Genomic DNA, 23,837 nt, shown 5'->3' with positions numbered 1-23,837 from the left:
TTTTCCTGATGCATAGGATTCGGATTGACGATTGGACTTATGTCTCGCTGCAACGCACCATGACGCTCTCCCTTACCCCGGCAGGACAGCGCAGTGAGCGAACCACAGCACAAGCCCGAAGTACAGCACGCCATCGTCTGGTTCGCCGCCTGCCTGTCCGGCACGACCGATAACGACGTTTCCAGTGAATCACCGTGGCCTGCCTCACCGCTGCCCACGCCTGCGCCCAGCTGAACGACATGCCGGCGTGGCCGGCAGCCGGCATATCACGCCGACGTGTCAGACATCGTTTTCCACCACGGCGGCGGGGATCGACGGCCTGGCCCCCGCAGCAATGCTTGCCAAGGCCCTGGGCACGCTTCAGACAAACCAAGCCAACAAGGAACCTTATGTCCGCACTCTTTTCCCCGTTTACCCTGAAGGATGTCACCCTGCGCAACCGCATCGCCGTGCCGCCGATGTGCCAGTACAGCGCCACCGACGGTTTCGTCAACGACTGGCACCAGGTGCACTACGCGCAGATCGCGCGCGGCGGCGCCGGCCTCGTCATCGTCGAGGCGACCGCCGTGTCGCCGGAAGGCCGCATCACGCCCGGTTGCACGGGCCTGTGGAGCGACGAGCACACGGCCGGCATGGCGCAGATTGCCGCCAGCATCAAGGCCGCCGGCGCCGTGCCGGGCATCCAGATCGCCCATGCGGGCCGCAAGGCCAGCGCCAACCGGCCATGGGAAGGCGACGACCATATCGCGGCAAGCGACGCGCGCGGCTGGGAAACCATCGCGCCGTCCGCCATCGCCTTCGGCGCCAATCTGCCGCAGGTGCCCCGCGCCATGACGCGCGACGATATCGCGCGCGTCCAGCAGGACTTCGTCGCCGCCGCCCAACGCGCGCTGGCGGCCGGCTTCCAGTGGCTCGAGCTGCACTTCGCCCACGGCTACCTGGCGCAGAGCTTCTTCAATGTCGACGCCAACCGGCGCGACGACGAATACGGCGGCAGCCTGGCAGGGCGCAGCCGCTTCCTGCTGGAGACCCTGGCGGCAGTGCGCAAGGTGTGGCCGCAGGAACTGCCGCTGACGGCCCGCTTCGGCGTCATCGAGTACGACGGGCGCGACGAAGAGACCCTGGCCGCATCGGTCGCATTGGTCAAGCAGATGCGCGCGGGCGGGCTCGATATGCTCAACGTCAGCGTCGGCTTCTCGACGCCGCAGGCGAATATCCCATGGGGTGCCGGCTTCCTGGCGCCGGTGGCCGAACGGGTGCGGCGCGAGGCGGAACTGCCGGTGGCGTCGTCATGGGGCATCGATGCGCCGCATATCGCCGAACGGGTCGTCGCCAACGGCCAGATGGACCTGGTGATGGTGGGCCGCGCCCACCTGGCCAACCCCCATTACCCCTACCAGGCCGCGAAACAGTTGGAATTGAAGGACCCGTCGTGGGTGCTGCCGGCGCCGTACGCGCACTGGCTGGAACGCTATCGCGTGCAGGAGTAAGGGCGGGTCCTCAGTCCGGCGTGCCGCAGGTGGCGAACAGCAGTTCGCGCAGCCAGCGGTGGCCGGCGTCGCGGTGGGTGCGCTCGTGCCACGCGACCAGTTTCGTGAAGCCCGGTACGGGCAGCGGCGGCTCCATCACCGCCAGCCCTTCCAGCCCCGCTACCAGCCGGCTCGGCACCACGGCCACGAGGTCGCTGGTGCGCAGCAGTTCCGGCACGATCAGGAATGATTTCACCGATATCGTCACATTGCGGGTGCGGCCCAGCTGCGCCAGCGCTTCGTCCGTCACGCCGGCGAAGCCGCCGCCCGTGTACGACACCAGCGCGTGATCGAGCGCGCAGAAGCGGTCCAGGGTCAGCTCCTCGCGCGCGGCCGGGTGATCGGCGCGCATCGCGCACACATAGCGTTCGTCGTACAGGCGCCGCGCGTGCAGCTCCGGCGACGTGTGCTCCGGTGTCATCAGGGCCAGGTCGATCTCGCCCCGTTCCAGCCTTGGCAGCACCGTCACGCTGCTTTCGACCGGCATCAGCGCCACGCGGATATGGGGGGCCTGGCGCTTGACGGCCGCCACGAAAGGCAGGGCGACGGCGCGCAGCGCGTAATCGGTGGCGACGATGGTGACGGTCAGGGTGGCGCTGGCCGGATCGAACACGGGCGGCTGCAGCAGCGCCTCGATCTCGGCCAGCACCTGCTTGACGGGCCGGGCCAGGTCGAGCGCGCGCTGGGTCGGCACCATGCCGCGCTGGGCCCGCACGAACAGGGGATCGTCGAAGCTTTCGCGCAGGCGCGTCAGCATGCCGCTCAGGGCCGGCTGGGTCAGCGCCAGACGGGCCGCGGCGCGCGTGACATTGCGTTCGTCCAGCAGGACGTCGAGGGCTTTGAGCAGGTTCAGGTCGACATTGCGCAGCGTGATCATCCCCTCATTCTGACATACCCATCAGGGCCAGTGCATCGGGCACGGCCGCGCCGCCCGCCGTATTGTCGAAGATGCACCAGGCCTGCTGCTGATTTTTCAGCCATGCGTGCACGTCGGCCAGGCGCTGCGCGTCGTAGGCCGAGTAATAGATGCGGGGACTGCCGTGCAGGCGCACATAGGCCTGCGGCGCCGTCGGCTCGAACGGGCCCGTGTAGCCCACCACGGGATCGGCCAGCACGCGCGTGACGCCATTGTCGCGCAGCAGCTGCGTGCCTGCCGGCGTGAACCAGCTGGGATGGCGCGCCTCGCACGCGAGCAGGCAGTCGAAGCGCTGGTGCAGCGCGGCGAACAGGGCACCGGCGGCCGCCGGGTCCAGCACGAGGCTGGGCGGCAGTTGCACGAGGATGCAGCCGAGCTTCTCCTGCAGCGCGCCGGCCTCGCCGGCAAAGCGGGCCAGGGCGTCGTCGACGCCCACCAGCCGGGCCTCGTGCGTGATGGCCTTGGGCAGCTTGACGGCGAAGCGGAAGTGGGGCGGCGTGGCGGCAGCCCAGCGCGCATACGTCTTGGGCTGGTGCGGCCGGTAGAACGAGGAATTGATCTCCACGCAGTTGAACACGGCGGCGTAGCGTTCCAGGTGGCTGCCGGCGGCCGGGAAGTGTTCCGCCGCGGCGCCCGGCAGCGACCAGCCGGCACAGCCGATGAGGGGCGTGGCAGGCGTGGAAGGGGAGGCTTGCAAGGTCGATTGGCTCATGCCGCTACTGTACGGGAAACGGCGCGCGCGGGACGTCCCCGTGGCCCGTTCTCCCGGTTGCGCCCGGTGCGCTATCATGCGCCGTTGACCGAAAATCAAAAGGACGCTTCATGAACATCAAGTTGCATGCCGGCCGCCGGCGCGTGGGCCAGTTGCTGGCGCTGGCGGCCGTTGGCGCCGTCTTGTCGGGCTGCGCCGGCCTGGCCGGCCCGCGCGACGTCGATATTCCCTTGCCGAAGCTGCAGCGCCAGCTGGAAGGGCGCTTCCCGATCCAGCAGCGCGCGCTGGCAGTGTTCGACCTGGAGCTGTCGCGGCCCCGCCTGTCGCTGCAGCGCGATAACGATCGCGTGGCGCTGGAGACGGACGTGTCGGCGTCGACGCCGCTGGTGCGCCGCGCCCTGCAAGGCACGGTGATGCTGTCCGGCCGCCTGCTGGTGGACAATGTGCGCAATGCCGTCGTGCTGGCCGACGCCCGCATCGAGCGCTTCGCCATCGACGGCGTCGACGGCGCGTTGCAAGGGCAGCTGACGGCGGCCGGCAATGTCGTCATCGACCGCATGGTACGCGACGTGCCGCTCTATAGCTTCAAGCCGGAAGACCTGCGCTATGGCGGCGTGCAGTTCATTGCCACGGCCATCCGCACGACGCCGACCGGCCTGTCGGTACGGGTGGAGCCGGCGCCGGCCAGGTAGCATCACGCAAGCTGCAGGGGATGGGGCGCGCGCGGTTGTCGGCCGCGCCGCGATTGCCTACAATCGGCACTCGTCCCTTTTCGTCGGAGTCGCCATGCCCGTCCTCGGTATCGGCTTGCATGTCCTGGTCGCCCTGTTCTTTGCCGTGCATGCGGTCCGCAGCCGCCAGCAGATGTATTGGCTGATGATCCTCTTTGCCTTCCCCCTGCTGGGCAGCGTGGTCTACTTCTTTGGCATCTACCTGCCGGCCTCGCGCCTGCAGCGCAATGCCGGCAAGGCCGTTGCCGGCGCGGCGCAGCTGCTCGACCCGACCCGCGAGCTGCGCGCCGCGCGCGCCGCTTTCGACTTCACGCCGACGGCGCAGCACCGCATGCGCCTGGCCGATGCGCTGCTGCAGTCGGGCGAGGCGATCGAGGCGGCCGAAACCTACGAAGCCTGCCTGGACGGCCCGTTCGCCAGCGATCCGGAGATCCGCCTGGGCGCGGCGCGCGCCAACCTGGCCTGCGGGCGCAACGCCGAGGCGCTCGCGCACCTGCAAACGATACGCCGTGCCGATGCCGGCTTTCGCGCCGAGCAGGTGGGGCTGCTGCTGGCGCGAGCCCATGCCGGTCTTGGTGACGATGCCGCCGCGCGCGCCGAGTTCGAGGCGACCGTCGACCGCTTCGGCAGCTTCGAGGCGAAGGCGGAATTCGCCATCTGGGCGGCCGGCGCGCGCCAGTACCAGCTGGCGCACCGGCTGCAGAACGAGTTGCAATCGACGATGGATCACTGGAACCGCCACACCCACGCGATGAACCTGCCACTGGTGCACCGCCTGGAGGCAGCCTTCGCCAGCGTACCCGCCCAGCAGGGTACCGCTACTTGACGATGCGCCCGGCGAACAGCCGGCGTCCGGCACACAGGTCGGCCACGGGGCGCAGCGCCAGCAGCAGCAGGCGATCGATACGGGCCAGCAGCGTCGAGCTCTCGGGCAGGATGCGTGTGACGAGGAAATTAAAGTGGCGCGACAGTTCCAGTCGGGGCAGGATGGTGCACACCAGCGCGATATCGTGCTGCGTCATCTTGCGCTCGTCCGCCGTGATGTAGGGCTGGCCCGGGCCATAGATCAACCGGCACATGCGCGGGTACAGGAAGCCTTCCACCAGGCGTGAACGGCGGATCACGTCCGTCACGGAATGCGAGTAGATTTCATTGACGACGAACAGGGCGCCCGGGCGCGCCACACGCCGGATTTCGGCTAGGGCGGCGGGAATGTCGACATGATGCAGGATGTCGCGCGCCAGCACGCAATCGAAAAAATCGTCCGGGTAGGTCAGCGCCTCGGCCGGCATTTGCGCGAACTGCACGGCCAGGTTTTCCCGTTCGGCCAGGCGCCGCGCGATGGAGAGCGAATCCGGGCTCAGGTCGAAGGCATGGACGTGCGCGCCCAGGCGCGCCAGGCGCAGCGCGTCCTCGCCGAAGCCGCAGCCCACCACCAGCACGCGGCGCCCGCGCAGGTCCAGGGTTGTAAGGTAGGCATACATCTGCCAGTAGGCATTCCACCAGCGCCGCCCGGGCCGGTCCAGCACGTCGAAGGAGAACGGCCGGCGCACCATGTGCTCGTGCTGGCGCGCGTGGTGCCGGTGGTAATCGAGTTCGTTTCGTTGGCGTTCCGTCAGTGCCGGGGTGATGTCCTCGTCCATGTTCGCTCCCTGTCCGCTTTGGGGTAAGCTTGCGGTCAGTTCCTCCACATGGGAGAGCCGCATGGCCGCCTTGCCGTCCGATATGCTGTCGCGCTATCTGCTGGCCCAGGCCCGTAACAATGCCTGGTCCGACCACCGGCTGCTGCGCGCCTGCAGCGCCTTGAGCCAGCCGGAATTCGAGGATATGACGCGCACGAACTTCTTTCCGGGAGTTGGCGCAACCTTGAACCACATCGTCACCGTCCAGCAGTTTTATATGGATGCACTGTTGCGCGAACGGGACGGTGAGCCGCCCCACCCTGATTACCAGAGCTTTTTCCGCCCGCCGGCGCCGTACGCCACGTGCGCCGAAGTGTGGCGCGCGCAGAAGGCGAGCGACATCGAATTGATCGGGTATTGCGCGGCCCTGACGGACGCCACGCTGGACCGGCCCGTTACGATCCTGCGCACGGATCGGGTCCAGGTCGACACGCGCCAGCGGCTGCTGGCGCACCTGTTCCAGCATCAGGTACACCACCGTGGCCAGATCCATGCAATGCTGGCCGGCACCCGGGTGGCACCGCCCCAGCTGGACGAGTTCTATGCCAGCGGCGAGGCGGACCTGCGCGCGGAAGATTTCGCGGAGTTGGGGTGGCGCGAGGAAGACATCTGGCCGGACGGCCGCTGAGCGTTACAACGTCACGCCAGCACGCTGCCGTCAGGCGCATGCCGGGCGATGACACCATCGTCGCCGATGGCGATCCAGCCGCCCCGGGGCGGCACGGCTTCCGGCTCCCAGTCGGGCAGCACATAGCGTTGCTTGCCGTCGACGTCGTGCAGGGCAGGGCGGTGCGTGTGGCCGTGGATCATGACGGAGGCGCCCGTCCGGGCGAACACGTCGGCCACGGCTTGCGGCGTCACGTCCATGATGTCGTAGCTCTTGCCCGCCTGGTCCTTGCGGCTGTTGTCGCGCAGGCCAGCGATGATCTGCTTGCGTTGAAGAAGGGGCATGGCGAGGAACTGCCGTTGCCAGGCCGGCTGACGTACCTGGGCGCGGAAGGCCATGTAGTTGACGTCGTCGGTACACTGGGCGTCGCCATGGACCAGCACGATGCGGCGGCCATGGTCCTCGATGACCCAGGTTTCCGGCAGCAGGGTCAGGCCGGCGGCGGCGGCAAAGGCGTCGCCGACGAGGAAGTCGCGGTTGCCGGCGATCCAGAAGAGAGCGACACCGGCATCGGACAGGCCGCGCAGGGCGGTGACGATACTCTGGTGGAAAGGGGTGGCGAGGTCGTCGTCGCCGGCCCAGTATTCGAACAGGTCGCCCAGCAGGTAGAGCTGCCGGGCCGACCTGGCCGGCCCGTCGACGAAGCGCAGGAACGCTGCCGTCAGGACGGGCCGGTCTTCCTGCAGGTGCAGGTCTGAAATGAAAAGAATCAAGACAGGATCAGGAAAGACTTACGCGGCTTCGACTTTTTCGATGATGACGTCTTCCACCGGCACGTCGGCAAACATGCCGCTGCGCGTGGTTTTCACCTTGCGGATTTCGTCGACCACTTCCTTGCCTTCGGTGACGACGCCGAACACGGCATAGCCCCAGCCGTCCTGGCCCGGGTAGTCGAGGAAGCTGTTGTTCTTGACGTTGATGAAGAACTGGGCCGAGGCCGAGTGCGGTGCCGACGTGCGGGCCATGGCCAGGGTGTAGGGCTCGTTCTTCAGGCCGTTCTTGGCTTCGTTTTCGACCGTGGTGTCGGCCGGTTTCTGTTTCATGCCGGGTTCGAAACCGCCGCCCTGGATCATGAAGCCGTCGATAACGCGGTGGAAAATGGTGTTGTCGTAGTGGCCGGCCTTGGCATAGGCCAGGAAATTCTCGACGGTCTTGGGTGCTTTTTCAGCGTCCAGCTCGGCAACGATCTTGCCCTTGTTGGTGGTGATGGTGATGGTGGTCATGGTGGTCCTGTGGTCTTGGTTGAGTCAGGGGCAGCGATATTACAGCAGACGATGGCAAAACGCTATTTTACTGCGCCGGCGGCACCGGCGTCGGCGCATTGTCCGTGGCCGCCTCCGGTTGTGCCGGCTGCTCGGGTGCCTTCCGCTTGATCGGCGTCTTCAGGATCGTGGCCGACTTGACGACGATGGGCGTGACGGGCACGTTCTGGAAGATGGGCGTCTTGTCGTCCACCAGCACGCCCTTGATCTTGTCGACCACTTCCTGGCCCTGGATGACCTTGCCGAACACCGTATAGCCGACGCCGTCGAAGTTGGGGTAATCCAGCCCTTCGTTATTGGCGACGTTGATGAAAAACTGCGACGTGGCCGAGTTCGGATTGTCCATGCGCGCCATGGCCACCGAGTATTGCTCGTTCTTCAGGCCGTTCTTCGATTCGCTGGGAATGGGGGGACGGGTCGGCTTCGACTTCAGGTCCTTCGTATAGCCGCCGCCCTGGATCATGAAGCCGTCGATCACGCGGTGGAAGATGGTGTCCTTGTAAAATCCGCTTTTCACGTAGGCAAGGAAATTGGCCACCGTCTTCGGCGCCTTTTCCTGGTTCAGCTCCAGCACGATCTCGCCCGCCGTCGTCTTCAGCGACACCTGCGGGCCGGCGGCGAGGGCGGCGCCGGACAGCAGCAGGGCAGCGCATCCCGCGATGATGGATAAGGGTTTAGCACGCATGTTCTTTTACTTTCCGTTGGGTTGTGGATTAGGCCGGAGGCATTTTATCAATGCTATACTTGGCGACGGCTTCCATTCTAGACCGTCTGGAATGGAAAGCAGGTCACCAAAGAAGAACTAATATTACAGAGGGTCCGGCCAATCCCGGGGCACAGCGAAACAGTGGCGCGGCATGAAGCCGGGGCCGTGGTTTCGCATTGCCGTCGTCGGTGGCCGGTCACAGCAGAATAAGAGTCCGATGAGCAATTTAAAGATCTACAACACGCTGGCGCGCGAAAAACAGGCATTCGTACCGATGGAACCGGGCAAGGTCCGCATGTACGTGTGCGGCATGACGGTGTACGACTATTGCCACGTGGGCCACGGGCGCATGATGATGGCGTTCGACGTGATTTACCGCTGGCTGAAGACATCGGGCTTCGACGTGCGCTACGTGCGCAACGTCACGGACATCGACGACAAGATCATCCGCCGCGCCGTCGAGAACAATGAATCGATCCACGCGCTGACGTCCCGCTTCGAGGCGTACATGGATGAAGACACCACCGCCTTGGGCATCCTGCCGCCGACGGACGTGCCGCATGCCACCGAGTATGTGCCGCAGATGCTGTCGATTATCGAGAAGCTCGAAGCGAAGGGCCTGGCCTACCAGGGCGAGGACGGCGACGTCAATTACGCCGTGCGCGGCTTCGACGGCTACGGCAAATTGTCCGGCAAGTCGCTGGACGACCTGCGCGCCGGCGAACGGGTCGACGTCAACACGGGCAAGCGCGATCCGCTCGACTTCGTGCTGTGGAAGGCGTCCAAGGAAACGGAACCGGCCGAAGTCAAATGGGATTCGAAATGGGGCCAGGGCCGGCCCGGCTGGCATATCGAGTGCTCGGCCATGTGCTCGGCCACCCTGGGCGAACAGTTCGACATCCACGGCGGCGGCGCCGACCTTCAGTTCCCCCACCACGAGAACGAGATCGCCCAGTCCGAAGGCGCGTTCGGCCACGCGATGGCGAACTACTGGGTGCACAATGGCTTTATCCGCGTCGACAACGAGAAGATGTCCAAATCGCTGGGCAATTTCTTCACGATCCGCGACGTGCTGAAGAAATTCGATGCCGAGGTGGTGCGCTTCTTCATCCTGCGCGCCCACTACCGCAGCCCCCTGAATTATTCCGACGCCCACCTCGATGACGCGCGCGGCGCGTTGACACGCCTTTACACCTCGCTCGACGGCGCGGAAAAAGCTGGCATCCTGGGCGACGGCCAGCCGCTGGACTGGAACGAAGAGCACGCGAAGCGATTCGCCGAGGCGATGGACGACGACTTCAATACGCCGATCGCCGTCTCCGTGCTGTTCGACCTGGCCTCGGAAGTGAACCGCTCGAAGTCGCCCGTGGCGGTGCGCCAGCTCAAGGGCCTGGCCAGCGTGCTGGGTTTGCTCGAGCGCACGCCGCAGGAGTTCCTGCAGGCCGGTGCCACGGACGCCATCGGCGCGGCCATGATCGACGAAGCCATCGCGGCCCGCGCGGCGGCGAAGAAGGCGCGCGACTTCGCGCAATCCGACAAGATCCGCGCGGACCTGCTGGCGAACGGCATCGTCCTGGAAGACAAGCCGGACGGCACGACGACCTGGCGCCGCGCATAATGGTGCTCCAGTCCAGGGACAGCGCTGCCGGCGGCCGGCAGCTGGTGGTGCCGGCCTATTGGGAAGAAGCCAAGCTCGAACTGATGCGGCGCGACCGCATCATGAACCGGCTGATTCCCCAGTTCGGCGACCTGCACCTGATCGGCCACGACGACCCGTTTACCACCCTGGCGCGCTCCATCGTCAACCAGCAGGTGACGCCGAAGGCCGCCAACGTGGCCTGGCAAAAGCTGCTGGCGGCGTGTCCGAAATTCACGCCGGCATCGGTGCTGAAGGCGGGCGCCGTGCAGCTGGGCGAATGCGGTTTGTCCAAGCGCAAGACGGAATACATCCTGGACCTGGCCGACAACTTCAAGGCGAAGAAGGTGCACGCGGCCCAGTGGCACCAGATGGACGACGAAGCCGTCATCGCCGAGCTGGTGCAGATTCGCGGCATCACGCGGTGGACGGCCGAGATGTTCCTGATCTTTAACCTGCTGCGGCCGAACGTGCTGCCGCTGGACGACCCGCGCCTGATCGCGGGCATCAGCCACAATTATTTTTCCGGCGAGCCCGTCTCGCGCAGCGATGCGCGTGAAGTGGCGGCCAACTGGGAACCGTTCCGGACAGTTGCGACATGGTATTTGTGGCGCAGTCTTGATCCGGTCGCGGCGCCAAGTCCGGTAGAATGACGACAATTCGAAACCATGCGGCCCGGTAACACGGGCCGCGCGGATTCATACTCTCGGAGGACCAATGACCAAAACCACTTTCCTCAATTTTGAACAGCCGATCGCGGAACTGGATTCCAAAATTGAAGAGCTGCGTTTCGTACAGGACGATTCGGCCGTCGACATCTCGGAAGAGATCGACCGCCTGGCCAAGAAGAGCCAGCAGCTGACGAAGGACATCTACGCCAAGCTGACGCCATGGCAGGTCGCGCAGATCGCGCGTCACCCGCAGCGTCCCTACACGATGGACTACGTGAACGAATGCTTCACGGACTTCCACGAGCTGCACGGCGACCGCACCTATGCCGACGACCAGTCCATCGTCGGCGGCCTGGCCCGCTTCAACGGCCAGCCCTGCATGGTCATCGGCCACCAGAAGGGCCGCGACACGAAGGAGCGCGCGATGCGCAACTTCGGCATGCCCAAGCCCGAAGGCTACCGCAAGGCAATGCGCCTGATGAAAGTGGCGGAAAAATTCAACCTGCCGATCTTCACCTTCGTCGACACGCCCGGCGCCTTCCCCGGCATCGATGCCGAGGAGCGGGGCCAGTCCGAAGCGATCGGCCACAACCTGTACGTGATGGCCGAACTGAAGGTGCCGCTGATCGCCACCATCATCGGTGAAGGCGGTTCCGGCGGCGCGCTGGCCATTGCCGTCGGCGACGCCGTGCTGATGCTGCAATACGCGACCTACTCCGTGATCTCGCCGGAAGGCTGCGCGTCGATCCTGTGGAAGACCTCCGAGCGCGCCGCCGAAGCGGCCGAGGCGCTGGGCCTGACGGCGCACCGCCTGAAAGCCATGGGCCTGATCGACAAGATCGTCAACGAACCGCTGGGCGGCGCCCACCGCGACCCGAAGGAAATGGCGCGCCTGCTGAAACGCGCACTGGCCGATTCGCTGCGCCAGTTCCAGGGCATGAAGACGAAGGAGCTGCTGGACAACCGCCACAAGAAGCTGCTCAGCTACGGCAAGTTCAAGGAAACGACGCCGCAGGAATAAGGCAACGAAAACGTTGCCGCAAAATCGGGGACAGACCCCATTTTTCGAGAAACATTTCTTGGAAAATGGGGTCTGTCCCCATTTTTATGGAAAGATTCGATGAAGTCCGATGTTGTTGTCCTTTTTGAGCGCCAGGCCGCTGCGTTCGCGCATGGCGGGCCCGTCGCCGTCGCCTACAGCGGCGGCCTCGATTCGACCGTGCTGCTGCACCTGGCCGCCGGCTGGGCCAGGGCCAACGGCGTGCCCCTGCATGCCTTCCACATCCACCACGGCCTGAGCCCCAACGCCGATGCGTGGGAAGCTCACTGCGCCGCGCAGTGCATGGCGCTGGGCGTGCCGTTCACGGCCCGCCGCGTTACGCTGGAAGACCGCAAGTCGGTCGAGGCGTCGGCGCGCCAGGCCCGCTATGCCGCCCTGGGGGAGTTGTGCCGCGAGCGCGGCGTGGACGTGCTGCTGACGGCCCACCACCTGGACGACCAGGCCGAGACGATGCTGCTTCAGCTGGCGCGCGGCGCGGGGCCGGCCGGCCTGTCCGGCATGGATGCATCGAACCATGCGCCGGCGCTGCTGGGCAGCCTCGATATCGTGCTGGCCCGCCCGCTGCTGCAGGCGTCGCGCGCGCAGCTGGAAGCTTACGCGGGCGAGCACGCGCTGGCCCATATCGACGACGAATCGAACACGGACACGCGCTATGCCCGCAATGCATTGCGCCACACGGTGATGCCGACATTGGCCAGGGCCTTCCCCGGCTACCAGGAACGATTCGCCCGCAGCGCCGCGCACGCCCAGGCGGCGCAGCGGCTGCTGACGGAACTGGCGCAGCAGGACCTGCAGGCCTGCCTGCACCGCGGCGAAGACGGGCAGGCCGATGATGGCGGCGGCCTCGATGTCGAAGCCCTGCGCGCGCTGTCCGAAGACCGCCGCAACAACCTGCTGCGGCACTGGTTTACCGTCACGGGCATCCGCATCCCGTCGGCCAGCTGGCTGGCCGAGATGACGACGCAGCTGCTCGAAGCGCGCCACGACGCCAACCTGCTCGTGACGCACCCGGACCGCGAAGTGCGGCGCTACAAAGGCCGCCTGTACCTGGACCCGAAACGGCGCGAGCTGGCCGGCACCCGCGAGGACATCTTCGAGGACGCGCCGTTCCAGCATTTCCAGTGGAACGGTGAGGCGTCGATTGCCTTTCCCGACTACGGCGGCACCTTGCATTTCGACCCGGCGGAACAGGGCGTCGCCGGCGAATGGCTGCGCACGCAACTGCTGACGATTTCGTTCCGGCGCGGCGGCGAACGCCTGAAACTGGCGCCCAACCGGCCCACGCGGGGGCTGAAACAGCACTACCAGGCGCTCGACATTCCGTCCTGGGAACGGGGCCGCCTCCCCGTAGTAGGCATTCCTGGACAGCTGTTATATGCCGCAGGTATCGGCATGGACTGCCACCGGATTGAGCAGGGCCGCAACGATTGCATCGCAATGCGCTGGGTGACCGAATAATATTTGTCGACTGAGCCGTTTTTCGCATGAGCTTATCGCGGAACTGTATGAGGATATTGGCTTTTTGACTTGTCGTTTTGCATCGCAGCATGTAGAGTAAAGGGCTCCCTTACTTCAACCGAGTGGAAAACGCAAGTTATGGCTTTAATCGTTCACAAATACGGCGGTACGTCGATGGGCTCGACGGACCGTATCAAGAACGTCGCGCGCCGTGTCGCCAAATGGCACGATGCGGGACACCAGGTCGTCGTGGTACCGTCCGCGATGTCCGGCGAGACGAACCGCCTGATCGCGCTGGCCAAGGAAGTGCAGAATCCGCCCGACCCGCGCGAACTGGACATGATCGCCTCGACGGGCGAGCAGGTGTCCGTGGCGCTGCTGTCGATGGCCCTGCAGGCGATCGGCAAGCAAGCCGTGTCGTATGCCGGCTGGCAGGTGGGCATTAAAACCGACTCCGCGTTCACCAAGGCGCGCATCCAGTCCATCGACGACGCACGCGTGCGCCGCGACCTCGATGCCGGCAAGGTCGTCGTCATCACGGGCTTCCAGGGCGTCGACGAGAACGGCCATATCGCCACCCTGGGCCGGGGCGGTTCGGACACGTCGGCCGTCGCCATCGCCGCCGCCCTGAAGGCGGACGAATGCCTGATCTACACGGACGTCGACGGCGTCTACACGACCGACCCGCGTGTGGTCACCGAAGCGCGCCGCCTGAAGGCGATCACCTTCGAGGAAATGCTGGAACTGGCGTCGCTGGGCTCGAAAGTGCTGCAGACCCGTTCCGTCGAGTTCGCCGGTAACTACCGCGTGCCGACCCGCGTGCTGTCGTCGCTGACCGACCCGATGATGGACCTGGCCGAGGAAGCCAGTTCGGGAACCCTGATTTCGTTTGAGGAAGACACCAATATGGAACAAGCAGTCATCTCCGGCATCGCCTTCAACCGCGACGAAGCCAAAATCTCCGTCATGGGCGTGGCCGACCGCCCGGGCGTGGCGTACCACATCCTGGGCCCCGTCGCGGCGGCCAATATCGAAGTGGACATGATCATCCAGAACCAGTCGGTGGAAGGCAAGACCGACTTCACGTTCACGGTCTCCCGCAACGACTACAACAAGGCCCTGGAAGCGCTGAACACGCAGAAGGACGAAATCGGCTTCGCCACCCTGATCGGCGACGCCAAGGTGTCGAAGATCTCCGTCGTCGGCGTCGGCATGCGCAGCCACGTGGGCGTGGCCTCGGACATGTTCCGCACGCTGGCCGAAGAGGGCATCAACATCATGATGATCTCCACCTCCGAGATCAAGATTTCCGTGCTGATCGACGAGAAGTACATGGAGCTGGCCGTGCGCGCGCTGCACAAGGCGTTCGAACTGGACAAAGAGTAAATATTTCAAAAAAAAACCGTCGGTTTCCTTGACCAAAATGGCCCGGGCAATTACTATGACGGTCGTCGGATGTGACGCAGAAATGCAGAGCAAAAGACGATAGTTGAGCAATCGACTAGGAGACGTGGCCGAGTGGCCGAAGGCACATCCCTGCTAAGGATGCATACGGCTTATACCTGTATCGTGGGTTCGAATCCCACCGTCTCCGCCAGAACAAATAAAAAAGCCTCCCCTGCGGGAGGCTTTTTTATTTGTCTGGACGGCAGACGGTGGGATTCGAAGACGAGCGCTTCCCAGCGCGAGGCTCTCCGAATCGCCCATCTGCTGGCGCCCCGCGCCAGCCCGGCGCGCCGAGGGCGCGCTTCGTCACTCCGTTCCAACGCAACCCAGCCACCACCTTGCGAAGACGAGCGCGAACGCGCAAGTCTTCGAACGCGTGACTTCGCCACGCCCTCAAACCCAAGTCAGCCACCAACTCCGAAGACGAGCGCGAAGCGCAAGTCTTCGAACGTCAACGGCAAAATAACGCGTACGGCAGACAGCACTTGACCCGCCAGTCATGGGAAGGTCCAAACTGACAATCATCGAGGAAGCGCTGTCCGGCGCATCCTGTCAACGTCAGGAGACCACTCATGCCACGGCACCAGCACCACACCGACCAGCACACCGACCCACCCACCCATCCAGCGCACGACCACGGCGGCGGCGATGCCGGCCCGGCCACGCCAGCCAATACCGCCCCCGCGCAAACCATCTTCACCTGCCCCATGCACCCGGAAATCCGCCAGAGCGCCCCCGGTAGCTGCCCGAAATGCGGCATGGCCCTCGAACCGGTACTTCCCGCCCTGGACGACGAGGAAGGGCCGGAACTGGCGGACTTTCGACGGCGCTTCTGGTGGACGCTGCCGTTGACGACCGTCGTGTTCGTTCTTGCCATGTTCGGTCACCTGCTGTTTCCCGCCGGGCTCGCTGGACAGAACTGGATCGAACTGGCGCTGGCCAGCCCGGTGGTGCTGTGGGCGGGCTGGCCGTTCTTCGTGCGCTGGGCGCAGTCGCTGCGCAATGGGCGCCCGAACATGTGGACGCTGATCGGTTGCGGCGTGCTTGCCGCCTATGGCTACAGTGTTGTCGCCACGGTGCGCCCCGGCTGGTTTCCGCCCAGCTTTGCCATGCATGGCAGGGTCGGGGTGTATTTCGAGGCGGCGGCCGTCATCGTGTCCTTGACCCTGCTGGGCCAGATCCTGGAGCTGCGGGCGCGGTCGCAGACGTCGGCCGCGATCAAGTCGCTGCTGGGCCTGGCGCCGCGTACGGCCCGCCGGCTGCGCGCCGACGGTAGCGAGGAGGATGTCGAACTGGCGCACGTGCATGTGGGCGACGCCTTGCGCGTGCGGCCCGGCGAGAAAGTGCCGGTGGACGGTATCGTGACGGATGGCGAAAGCGCCGTCGATGAATCCATGCTCACGGGTGAGCCCGTGCCCGTGACGAAACGGCAGGGCGATCGCGTGATCGGGGCCACCCTCAATACCAGCGGCAGCCTGGTGATACGGGCCGAGAAGATCGGCGCCGATACGATGCTGAGCCAGATCGTCCAGATGGTGTCGCAGGCCCAACGCTCGCGCGCGCCCATGCAGCGCATGGCCGATGCCGTTGCCGGCTACTTCGTCGTCGTCGTCGTGGCGATCGCGCTGGTTACCTTCGTCGCCTGGGGGCTGCTCGGCCCGGAGCCCAGCTGGGCGTTCGGATTCGTCAATGCCGTGGCGGTCCTGATCATCGCCTGCCCGTGCGCCCTCGGCCTGGCGACACCCATGTCCGTCATGGCGGCCACGGGCCGCGCCGCGACGCAGGGTGTGCTGTTCCGGGATGCGGCGGCGATCGAGGACCTGCGCAAGGTCGATACGCTGATCGTCGACAAGACCGGTACCCTGACGGAAGGCAGGCCGGCATTCGACCGTGTCGTCGCCGCGGCGGGGTTCGGCGAGGCCGAGGTGCTGCGTATCGCCGCCAGCCTCGACCAGGGTAGCGAACATCCGCTGGCCCATGCCATCGTGGCCGAAGCAAGGCGCCGGCAGCTGTCCTTGGCGACAGCCGACACCTTCGAATCGGCCAGCGGCATCGGCGTGCGCGGTGCCGTCGAGGGACATCGCGTGATCCTCGGGAACACGGTGCTGATGGAAACGGACGGGGTCGATTGGGCGCCGCTCGCGGACCAGGCCGAAGCAAGGCGGCGCGAGGGCGCCAGCGTCATGTACCTGGCAGTGGGTGGGCGCCTGGCCGGCATCATCGCCGTGGCCGACCCCGTCAAGCCCAGCACGGCCGAAGCCTTGCACGCCTTGCGTGCCGACGGCATCACGGTGGTCATGGCCACGGGTGACGGTGTCACGACCGCGCGCGCGGTCGCCGCGAAACTGGGTATCGCGGCGTATTTTGGCGAGGTCAAGCCGCACGACAAGCTGGCCCTGGTCGAGCGGCTGCAGCAAGGGGGCGCCATCGTCGCGATGGCGGGGGACGGCATCAACGACGCGCCCGCGCTGGCGAAGGCGAACGTGGGGATTGCGATGGGGACCGGGACGGACGTGGCGATCAACAGCGCGCACCTGACGTTGGTGAAGGGGGATTTGCGGGCCATCACCGTCGCGCGCAGGCTCTCCGTCGATGCGGTACGCAATATGCGCCAGAACCTCGGTTTCGCCTTCGTCTACAACGCGCTGGGCATTCCACTCGCCGCCGGCGTGCTGTACCCCGTCACGGGGCAACTGCTGTCGCCGATGATCGCGGCACTGGCGATGAGCTTGAGTTCCGTCTCCGTCATCGCGAACGCCTCGCGCCTGCGGCGCGCATCGACGAAGACGACAGAGCAGGGGCCCCGGCCGGATGCCTGACCGGTTCATGCCCGGGATAGCGTACCGCTGCAATCCCGGGCAGCGTGCTTCAAGGCTTCAGTTCGAACAGCGCAGGCATCGGCGGCCATTCGGACGGCACCTTGCGGAAGCGGCTGAAGCCCGCGACCTCGGCCATCTTCCTTGCGCGGCTTTCGCCCATGCAGGCACCCAGGCCCGCACCGCCGTGCGAAAGCGAGCACGTCATGCAGTACAGGGTGCTTTGCGGGTACATGACCCGGCCGAACAGGTTCATGTTCTCGTGCAGTTCCTCGGACAGGTTCAGTTCCACCATCAGGTAGGTGCCGTCGTCGGCCGTGGCGCTGCGCAGGTCCTTCAGCATCTGCTGGGGGTCCGTCGCGTCGTGGATCACGACGAAGGTCGTCACGAAGTCGAACTTCTGGCCCGCGATCGCATCGGAATCGCTCACTTCGAACTGCACCCGGTCGCCGACACCGGCGGCCTCGGCGTTCGCCCGGGCCCGTTCGATCGAGGGCAGGTGGAAGTCGCAGCCGACGATGCGCGCTTCGGGAAAGGCCTTGGCCACCATGATCGCCGCCAGGCCGCTGCCGCAGCCGAAATCGAGCATGCTGCCGCCCGCCTTGAGCTTCGCCTCGACACCATCGAGCGATGGAATCCAGTGCTGGACGAGGTAGTGCTTGTACCAGGGCATGGTCATGCGCTCCATGCCTTCCCACGTCTCGACCGGGAAGGCCTCTTCCGGGCAGCCGCCGCCATTACGGAAAGCGTCGATCACCTTCGGCGCCATGCTGACGAAGGGCACGCTCAGCTGGAGGATGCCGCCGGCGAAGTAGGGCGAATCCTCGTCCGCCAGCACCGGCACGAATTCGGCAGGCATCCGGTACCGCCGCGTCTCGCGGTCGTATGCCACGTAGGTGCCGGTCACCATGCTGCCCAGCCATTCACGCAGGTAGCGCGCGTTGTAGCCGGTCTGTTGGGCCAGTTCTTCCAGCGTGACCCACTCGCCGTGGGCCAGCGCCTTGAACAGGCCGAGCTGGTCACCGATATACAGCATCGCCCCGCGCAGTGTATTGCCGTAATCCTCCATGATGCGTGCGGAAAACTGCTGGACTTTTACCTTATCCGTCTCGACGATCTTTGTCATTCACTTCTCCATGATGTACAGTGTGGCCGCGGGGTGCGGCCGATCTCTCGGCGCGGTGCGCTTGCGCTCTTGCTTTGACTCTCGTCAATAACGACTGCCTGCCTTGGCCAGCACGTTGTCGACGATCTTTTCGGACATGCCGAGGTGGCTCCTCGGTTCGAACAGGCGCGCCAGCGTCGCCTGGTCCAACACGGCGCTCACCCTTGGATCGGATTCGACCGCCTGGCGGATCGAGATCCGGTCGCGCTGGCAAGCCTGGCTGATTTCAAAGATGATTTCGTACGCGCTGCTCTTGCCCAGTTTTTTCGCCATCTCGAACGTCAGCGCCTCCGTGCAGATGGCCTCGGCGAACGCGCGCGCGTTGCCTTCCATCCTGTCGTCGTTGACGGTCAGGCCGCCGATCGTATCGGTCACCAGCGACAGCGCCATCAAGGCGTAGTGGGACACGTCGGCCACCGCGCACCACTCCAGGCGCGTGCCGCGGTAGTCGCGTTCGTGTTCCAGGATCATCGCATCGAGCGCCAGCACCACCTGCGCCTTCGCCAGGCGGGCCAGCACGACGACCTGTTCGCAGCCTTCCGGATTGCGCTTGTGGGGCATGGTGCTGCTGCCGATCTGCTGCGCCGTCCAGCCCACCTCCACTTCGCCGATTTCCCACCGGTTCAAGGTGCGGATTTCGTCCGCCACGCGGGCCAGGGAAGCAGTGGTCATGGCCAGCGTGCTGACGAATTCTGCGACGCGGTCGCGCGACGCGTGCCAGCCCGCCAGCGGCACCTCAAGCGACAGGCGGCGCGCGAAGCCCTTCAGCAAGGCCATGGCCCCGGTGCCGAAGGCTGCCATCGTGCCCACGCCGCCGAACAGCTGGGCGACGAGCACCCGCTGGCGCACCTCCCGCAACCGGTCGCGGTGCCGCAACAGCTCGTCGATCCAGCCGGCCACCTTCAGCGCGAACGTGGTGGGCAGCGCCGGGATGGAGTGGGTTCGCGCGACCATCAGCGAGTTGCGGTGGGCGCCTGCCAGGACCGTCAGCTTCTGCAGCAGCGCGTCGAGTGCCTCATCCATCGCGTCGAGCACGTCGCGCATCTCGAGCGATTGCGCCGTATCCTGGACATCCTGGGTGGTGGCGCCGTAGTGGACATACTCGCGCGCGCTCGGGCTGCAGTTCGCCTGCAGCGCGCTCAGCAGCGGCATCAGCGAGTGGCCGGTGGCGGCGACGCCCGCGGCGACCTGGCCCATGTCGATCTTCGACAGGCTTGCCGCGCGGGCGATTTCCAGCGCGGCCGAGCGTGGAATGAGGTGGACGTCGGCCTGCGCCATGGCGAGCGCGACTTCCACGTCCAGCCATCGCTGCAGGCGACAGTGGGTGCAGAAGATCTTGCGGGAAACCGGGCCGGCATAGCCGCCGCCGTGGATTTTCGAGTCCAGGATGTGGCTATGCTCATGCAGGCAATCCTCCTCCCCGGCGGCGTCCGGCCTGCCATGGTCCGGCAGGGCGGTGAACAGGGAGTGAACGACAAGGTCCAGTGTTTGCGAATTCATTGCATACCTTCTTTCACGAACTGAGACGGATTGACATGGCGTTTCATCGATGGCGTCGCTGCCGGGACGGCGTGTGCGGTCCTTCCCGTGACCAGATCGACCATTTCCGCCGCCAGCCCGACGTAGGTGGCGGGGTCGAGCAGCGCTTCCAGTTCCTGCGGTGCGAAGCAGCCCTGCAGGCGTTTGTCCCGGAGCAGGGCGTCACGGAAGGCCGTGCCGCTTTCGCGGGCCGCCAGCGAGATCTCGTGCACGAGTTCATGCGCGCTCTGCTTGCCGAACCTGGCGGCCAGCGCCAGCATGATCCGCTCCGACAGGACCAGGCCGCCCGACAGGTCCAGGTTGGCGCGCATGCGTTCGACCTGCACCTGCAGTCCGGCGCCCAGCACCTCGTCCATGCGCGTGAGCAGCGCGCCGGCGTAGATGAACAGTTCCGGCAGGGCCGCCCACTCGATGCGCCACGTCGTGCCGTCGCGCTCGTGCAGCTGGAAGGCGGCGTCGGTGAGCGCGACCATCTGGGCCCGGACCAGGCGCGACAGCGCACTGATCAAGTCCACCGTCGACGGGTTCTGCTTGTGCGGCATCGTGCTGCTGCCGACCTGGCCCGGCCGCGATGCTTCGCGCACCTCGTCGATTTCGGTGCGCTGCAGGTGATAGATTTCGTTGGCGATCCGGCCCAGCGTGACGGAGGCCTGCACCAGCAGCCATGCCGCCTCGAGGATGCGGTCGCGGGCGCTGTGCCAGCTCGTCGCGGGGGCCGCAAGGCCGAGCCTTGCCAGGGTCCGGCGCTGGATGTCGAAGCCCTGCGGGCCGAACGAGGCCATGGTTCCCACGGCACCCGTCAGGTTGCCCACCATGACCCTCGGGTAGGCTTCGTCGAAGCGCGCCAGGTGCCGGTCCAGCTCGTCGATCCAGACAGCGACCTTGTAGCCGAACGTCGTGGGCAAGGCTTGCTGGCCGTGGGTGCGGGCCACCATCGGCGTGTGCTTGTGCCGCTCGGCCAGGGCGCTCAAGTGCCGCCGGATCGACTGCAGGCGGCCCAGGACGAGCTGCCAGGCCTCCTTGATCTGCAGCACGAGGCCGGTATCGAGGATGTCCTGCGTCGTCACGCCGTAGTGCACGTATTCGCCGCACCCGTTCGAACAGGCAGCGGCCAGGGCGCGGATGGCGGGAACCAGGATGTGTCCTGTCTCCATGCTTTCCCGGCCCAGCCGGTCCAGGTCGAACCGTTCCACCTTGGCCGCGCCGGCAATCTGGCGCGCCGCTTCGTCGGGGATGATGCCCATTTCCGCCTGGGTGGCCGCAAGCGCCCGTTCGACATCGAGCCACTTCTGCACCTGGTTGGCATCGGAGAACACGGCTGCGAAGTCGGGCGCGGCATAGGCGCCCCCATGGATACGCGATTCAGTGATATGGCTTGGCATGGTCGTCGGCACGGGTTGGCGTCGGGTTCACTTCACGCCCTGCATTTTTTTCCAGACGGCGTCGTAGTACGCCGTTTCGAAATGGAAATGCCGTGCCAGCGATGTCAGGAACGATTCCTGGAACGCCCGGTCCCCGATGCGGCGTGCAATGAGCTGCCATTCCCGCTTGGCCCGGGGCGGTACGAGGCTGATGTGGATCTTGTAGTACTCGGCCGCGTCCTCGCTGACGCCGGCCTGCAGCAGGGCGTGATAGAGTTTTTCGTGGTTGCCCGGCACCACCAGTTCGGTGACATAGAAGACCGCCAGGCCCCAGCCGACGTCGGGGTTGCGGAAGCTGCGTACGCGGTTGTTCAGGTAAGCGATCTCCTCAGGCATGGTGGAGATGGCCTGGAAATCGCCTTCCAGCCCGACGGCGCCCAGCAGCTTCGCCAGCAGGCGCGGGTGCGAGCGTTTTTCGTCTTCCTCGCCCAGCTCGCCATACAGATAGCGGGCCAGCGCCGCCGCTTCGTCCACGTCGGTCAGGTTCACCAGCAAATCGGCCGCGTCCCGATACAGGCGGAACGTGCGGAACCACTGGTGCTGCAGGAAGACCCGCAGTTGCGCCGGTGACGCCAGCCCGGCGAAGACATACTGGGACATCGGGTGCCTGGCGCGGGAGTGGGCGGCGATCTCGCGCTCCAGGCGTTCCTGGAAGGCTGCTTCCGACAGGGGCGTGGACACGTCCGCGCAAGGAATGAAGCGTTCCTCGACGCGGTAGACGGCATTGGCCAGCCAGCGACGGGTGGCGGACGTTGCCACGTCGTCGCTCAACGACAGGATGTACAGCAGTTGCTGGTACTCGGCCATGGCCGCGCTGTCGCCCTGGTGGGCCGCCACCGTCAGCTCGCGCAGCATGGCCGCCGCGGTCTCGACCTGGCTGGGCGAGGCGTCCGGCGCCAGTGCCTGCGCGACGACGCGCGCACCCTTCGACTCCAGCTCCTGCAATTGAATCAGCGAATGATTTTGATGTGCCATGATGTGTTTTCCTTTGTCTGCGGGATATGGGCAACAGCGCTCAGGCCTGGCGGCTCGACTGCCCTGGCATTTGCTGCCACAACATGTCGAAGTAGGCGTGGTTGATGGCGAAGTGGCGCGCCAGCGACTGCATGAACTGGCGCTGGAACGATTCGTCCGGCGCGAACCTGGCGATCAAGGCCCACATTTCCTCGGTATCGATTTCGTCCTGCGTGCCGTGCAGGCGGTGGAACTCGCTGGGCCCGGCCGGCACGTCCATGCGCTGCAACAGTTCGTAGATGCGCCGGTGGTTGACGCAACTGACCGATTCGACGGCGTACAGCAGGGCCAGGCCCCAGGCCACGTCGGGGTGGCGCACGCATCGAATGCGATTGTTCAGGTACGCTTTCTCCAGCGGGTGGAGGCCGGCGAAATCGATCCGCAGCGGAATGTCGAAATACGTCATCAGGTGCGACAGCAGGGCCGGATGCGAGCGGCTTGGATCTTCCGCGCCTGCTTCTCCGTACAAATTGCGATAGAAGACCGATGCATCTTCGATGGCCTCGAAGCGGAAGGCGAGCTCGGCCAGAAGGCTGTAGAAATTGTACGAACGGATCCAGTGGTGCTGCAGGAAGAACCGGACATCCTCGCGCGGCGGCGTGCCCTCGAACAGATGGAGCGACATCGGATGCCTTACCCGGCTGCGCGCGGCGATCTCGGCATCGACCCGTTCCCGGAATAGCGCGACGCTCACCGGGGAGTAGTCGGGCAGGGCCGGCGCGAACCGGTCTTCGACCGAGTAGACCTGGCTGGCCATCCAGCGGCGGGTCGCCTCCGTACGCGCTTCACCCGGGAGGTGCAAGGTCAGCAGCAAGGACTGGTATTGGGCATACGCCGGCGCATCGCCCGCGAGTCCCCGCTCGGTCAGCGCCAGTATTGCCTCGAGCGCGGAAGTGACGCGCGACAGCTGCGCACCCGGCTGCAACGCGGCGGCCAGCAGCGTCGACACGTCCTCGGCGGGAGCGGCGAGCGGACGCCCGGCGTCGCGGTAGGCATGGAGCCGGTTCATGCGAACCCCGCCTGGCCGGCTGGCGTTGCTGGAAGAATCTCGATTCGAAAAGTGACGGACACCATTGAACTGCCTCCTGAGGTTGTTGTGCGGTGGGGTTTATTACATTTCTTAATATCTTTACTACATTTGTGTTTCAGGCAAGCCTAGAGCTTCCCAAATGGGAAGGTCAAGCACCGGCAATATTTTTTGGTTCTTCACGGATTTCCGTGAAACGCAGCCTTGATCTTCAGGAAGAAGAATTCACTGTCACGGTAACCGTATGCCATTCGCTTCATGACTTTGATGCGATTGTTGATGCCTTCTAATTGTCCGGTGTGCAGCGGCCAGCGCACGCGCGCGAGGATGCCGCGCCAGTAAGGCGCGAGTTTGTTAGCAAAGCGCTTGAGCGGATCGA

At 65.5% G+C, this 23,837-nt stretch carries 23 protein-coding genes and 1 tRNA gene; 12 read left to right on the top strand and 12 right to left on the bottom strand.

Annotated features, from left to right (window positions below; all coding sequences use genetic code 11):
* The first annotated feature begins 93 nt into the window (after positions 1–93).
* Entirely contained in the window at positions 94–234 is a 141-nt protein-coding gene (locus tag GM672_RS08140; protein WP_155470032.1) for a hypothetical protein, read from the top strand.
* A 155-nt stretch (positions 235–389) separates the two neighbouring features.
* Positions 390–1,490, top strand: coding sequence for an NADH:flavin oxidoreductase/NADH oxidase (locus GM672_RS08135; RefSeq protein WP_155470031.1), 1,101 nt, complete (start codon positions 390–392; stop codon positions 1,488–1,490).
* 10 nt (positions 1,491–1,500) lie between these two features.
* On the opposite strand, the gene GM672_RS08130 is transcribed toward GM672_RS08135, so the two are convergent.
* Positions 1,501–2,406: a LysR family transcriptional regulator gene (locus tag GM672_RS08130; protein ID WP_155470030.1), complete on the bottom strand. Its 906-nt coding sequence runs from the start codon at positions 2,404–2,406 to the stop codon at positions 1,501–1,503.
* 4 nt (positions 2,407–2,410) lie between these two features.
* A complete protein-coding gene (locus GM672_RS08125) occupies positions 2,411–3,157 on the bottom strand; it encodes a DUF72 domain-containing protein (protein WP_155470029.1) in 747 nt (248 codons plus the stop codon).
* Between the two features lie 110 nt (positions 3,158–3,267).
* Between GM672_RS08125 and GM672_RS08120 the strand changes: the two genes are divergently transcribed.
* Together GM672_RS08120 and GM672_RS08115 are read left to right on the top strand one after the other, a co-directional pair.
* Positions 3,268–3,849: a DUF1439 domain-containing protein gene (locus tag GM672_RS08120; protein WP_155470028.1), complete on the top strand. Its 582-nt coding sequence runs from the start codon at positions 3,268–3,270 to the stop codon at positions 3,847–3,849.
* 94 nt (positions 3,850–3,943) lie between these two features.
* The gene (locus tag GM672_RS08115) at positions 3,944–4,714 is read left to right on the top strand and encodes a tetratricopeptide repeat protein (RefSeq protein WP_155470027.1); all 771 of its coding nucleotides are present in this window, start codon (positions 3,944–3,946) and stop codon (positions 4,712–4,714) included.
* Here the strand turns inward: GM672_RS08115 and GM672_RS08110 are convergent.
* Positions 4,707–5,531, bottom strand: coding sequence for a class I SAM-dependent methyltransferase (locus tag GM672_RS08110; RefSeq protein ID WP_170299980.1), 825 nt, complete (start codon positions 5,529–5,531; stop codon positions 4,707–4,709). The two genes, GM672_RS08115 and GM672_RS08110, sit on opposite strands and share 8 nt — an antisense overlap.
* Positions 5,532–5,592: 61 nt before the next feature.
* On the opposite strand from GM672_RS08110, the gene GM672_RS08105 reads away from it, so the two are divergent.
* On the top strand, positions 5,593–6,198 hold the full coding sequence (locus GM672_RS08105) for a DinB family protein (RefSeq protein ID WP_155470025.1): 606 nt from the start codon (positions 5,593–5,595) through the stop codon (positions 6,196–6,198).
* Between the two features lie 11 nt (positions 6,199–6,209).
* On the opposite strand, the gene GM672_RS08100 is transcribed toward GM672_RS08105, so the two are convergent.
* From GM672_RS08100 to GM672_RS08090, 3 genes are all read right to left on the bottom strand, one after another.
* Positions 6,210–6,950, bottom strand: coding sequence for a UDP-2,3-diacylglucosamine diphosphatase (locus GM672_RS08100; RefSeq protein WP_155470024.1), 741 nt, complete (start codon positions 6,948–6,950; stop codon positions 6,210–6,212).
* Positions 6,951–6,968: 18 nt separating this feature from the next.
* Positions 6,969–7,460, bottom strand: coding sequence for a peptidylprolyl isomerase (locus GM672_RS08095; protein WP_155470023.1), 492 nt, complete (start codon positions 7,458–7,460; stop codon positions 6,969–6,971).
* A gap of 67 nt (positions 7,461–7,527) precedes the next feature.
* Positions 7,528–8,184, bottom strand: a complete 657-nt coding sequence (locus GM672_RS08090; RefSeq protein WP_155470022.1) for a peptidylprolyl isomerase — start codon at positions 8,182–8,184, stop codon at positions 7,528–7,530.
* A 238-nt stretch (positions 8,185–8,422) separates the two neighbouring features.
* Here GM672_RS08090 and cysS point away from each other — a divergent pair, with 238 nt between their 5' ends.
* The 7 genes from cysS to GM672_RS08055 all read left to right on the top strand — a co-directional run bounded on the left by cysS (position 8,423) and on the right by GM672_RS08055 (position 17,295).
* Positions 8,423–9,823 carry a cysteine--tRNA ligase gene (gene cysS, locus GM672_RS08085; protein WP_155470021.1) on the top strand — a complete coding sequence of 467 codons (1,401 nt, stop codon included), beginning with the start codon at positions 8,423–8,425 and terminating at the stop codon, positions 9,821–9,823.
* Positions 9,823–10,494 carry a DNA-3-methyladenine glycosylase family protein gene (locus GM672_RS08080; RefSeq protein WP_155470020.1) on the top strand — a complete coding sequence of 224 codons (672 nt, stop codon included), beginning with the start codon at positions 9,823–9,825 and terminating at the stop codon, positions 10,492–10,494. The genes cysS and GM672_RS08080 overlap by 1 nt, the downstream gene beginning before the upstream one ends.
* 64 nt (positions 10,495–10,558) lie before the next feature.
* The gene (locus GM672_RS08075) at positions 10,559–11,533 is read left to right on the top strand and encodes an acetyl-CoA carboxylase carboxyltransferase subunit alpha (RefSeq protein ID WP_155470019.1); all 975 of its coding nucleotides are present in this window, start codon (positions 10,559–10,561) and stop codon (positions 11,531–11,533) included.
* A 99-nt stretch (positions 11,534–11,632) separates the two neighbouring features.
* The gene (tilS, locus tag GM672_RS08070; RefSeq protein WP_155470018.1) at positions 11,633–13,030 is read left to right on the top strand and encodes a tRNA lysidine(34) synthetase TilS; all 1,398 of its coding nucleotides are present in this window, start codon (positions 11,633–11,635) and stop codon (positions 13,028–13,030) included.
* A 138-nt stretch (positions 13,031–13,168) separates the two neighbouring features.
* Positions 13,169–14,416 carry an aspartate kinase gene (locus GM672_RS08065; RefSeq protein WP_155470017.1) on the top strand — a complete coding sequence of 416 codons (1,248 nt, stop codon included), beginning with the start codon at positions 13,169–13,171 and terminating at the stop codon, positions 14,414–14,416.
* 118 nt (positions 14,417–14,534) lie between these two features.
* Positions 14,535–14,627, top strand: a tRNA-Ser gene (locus GM672_RS08060).
* A gap of 421 nt (positions 14,628–15,048) precedes the next feature.
* Entirely contained in the window at positions 15,049–17,295 is a 2,247-nt protein-coding gene (locus tag GM672_RS08055) for a copper-transporting P-type ATPase (RefSeq protein ID WP_155470016.1), read from the top strand.
* Positions 17,296–17,344: 49 nt separating this feature from the next.
* Here GM672_RS08055 and GM672_RS08050 read toward each other — a convergent pair whose 3' ends face one another.
* From GM672_RS08050 to GM672_RS08025, 6 genes are all read right to left on the bottom strand, one after another.
* A complete protein-coding gene (locus GM672_RS08050) occupies positions 17,345–18,418 on the bottom strand; it encodes a class I SAM-dependent methyltransferase (protein ID WP_155470015.1) in 1,074 nt (357 codons plus the stop codon).
* Between the two features lie 84 nt (positions 18,419–18,502).
* On the bottom strand, positions 18,503–19,957 hold the full coding sequence (locus GM672_RS08045; RefSeq protein ID WP_155470014.1) for a class-II fumarase/aspartase family protein: 1,455 nt from the start codon (positions 19,955–19,957) through the stop codon (positions 18,503–18,505).
* A complete protein-coding gene (gene purB / locus GM672_RS08040; protein ID WP_155470013.1) occupies positions 19,954–21,378 on the bottom strand; it encodes an adenylosuccinate lyase in 1,425 nt (474 codons plus the stop codon). The genes GM672_RS08045 and purB overlap by 4 nt, the downstream gene beginning before the upstream one ends.
* Positions 21,379–21,405: 27 nt before the next feature.
* Complete coding sequence (locus tag GM672_RS08035; RefSeq protein WP_155470012.1) at positions 21,406–22,392, bottom strand: HOASN domain-containing protein; 987 nt, start codon at positions 22,390–22,392, stop codon at positions 21,406–21,408.
* Positions 22,393–22,432: 40 nt separating this feature from the next.
* Positions 22,433–23,440, bottom strand: coding sequence for an HOASN domain-containing protein (locus GM672_RS08030; RefSeq protein WP_155470011.1), 1,008 nt, complete (start codon positions 23,438–23,440; stop codon positions 22,433–22,435).
* A 197-nt stretch (positions 23,441–23,637) separates the two neighbouring features.
* On the bottom strand, positions 23,638–23,837 hold a 200-nt coding region (locus tag GM672_RS08025; protein WP_211517339.1), incomplete at its 5' end, for a transposase.

It is taken from the genome of Pseudoduganella buxea, from assembly GCF_009720835.1.
In the GTDB taxonomy this organism is placed as follows: Bacteria; Pseudomonadota; Gammaproteobacteria; order Burkholderiales; family Burkholderiaceae_D; genus Rugamonas; species Rugamonas buxea.
The sequence above is the reverse complement of the archived record's forward strand: the minus strand, read 5'-3'. Positions and strand labels throughout refer to the sequence as shown.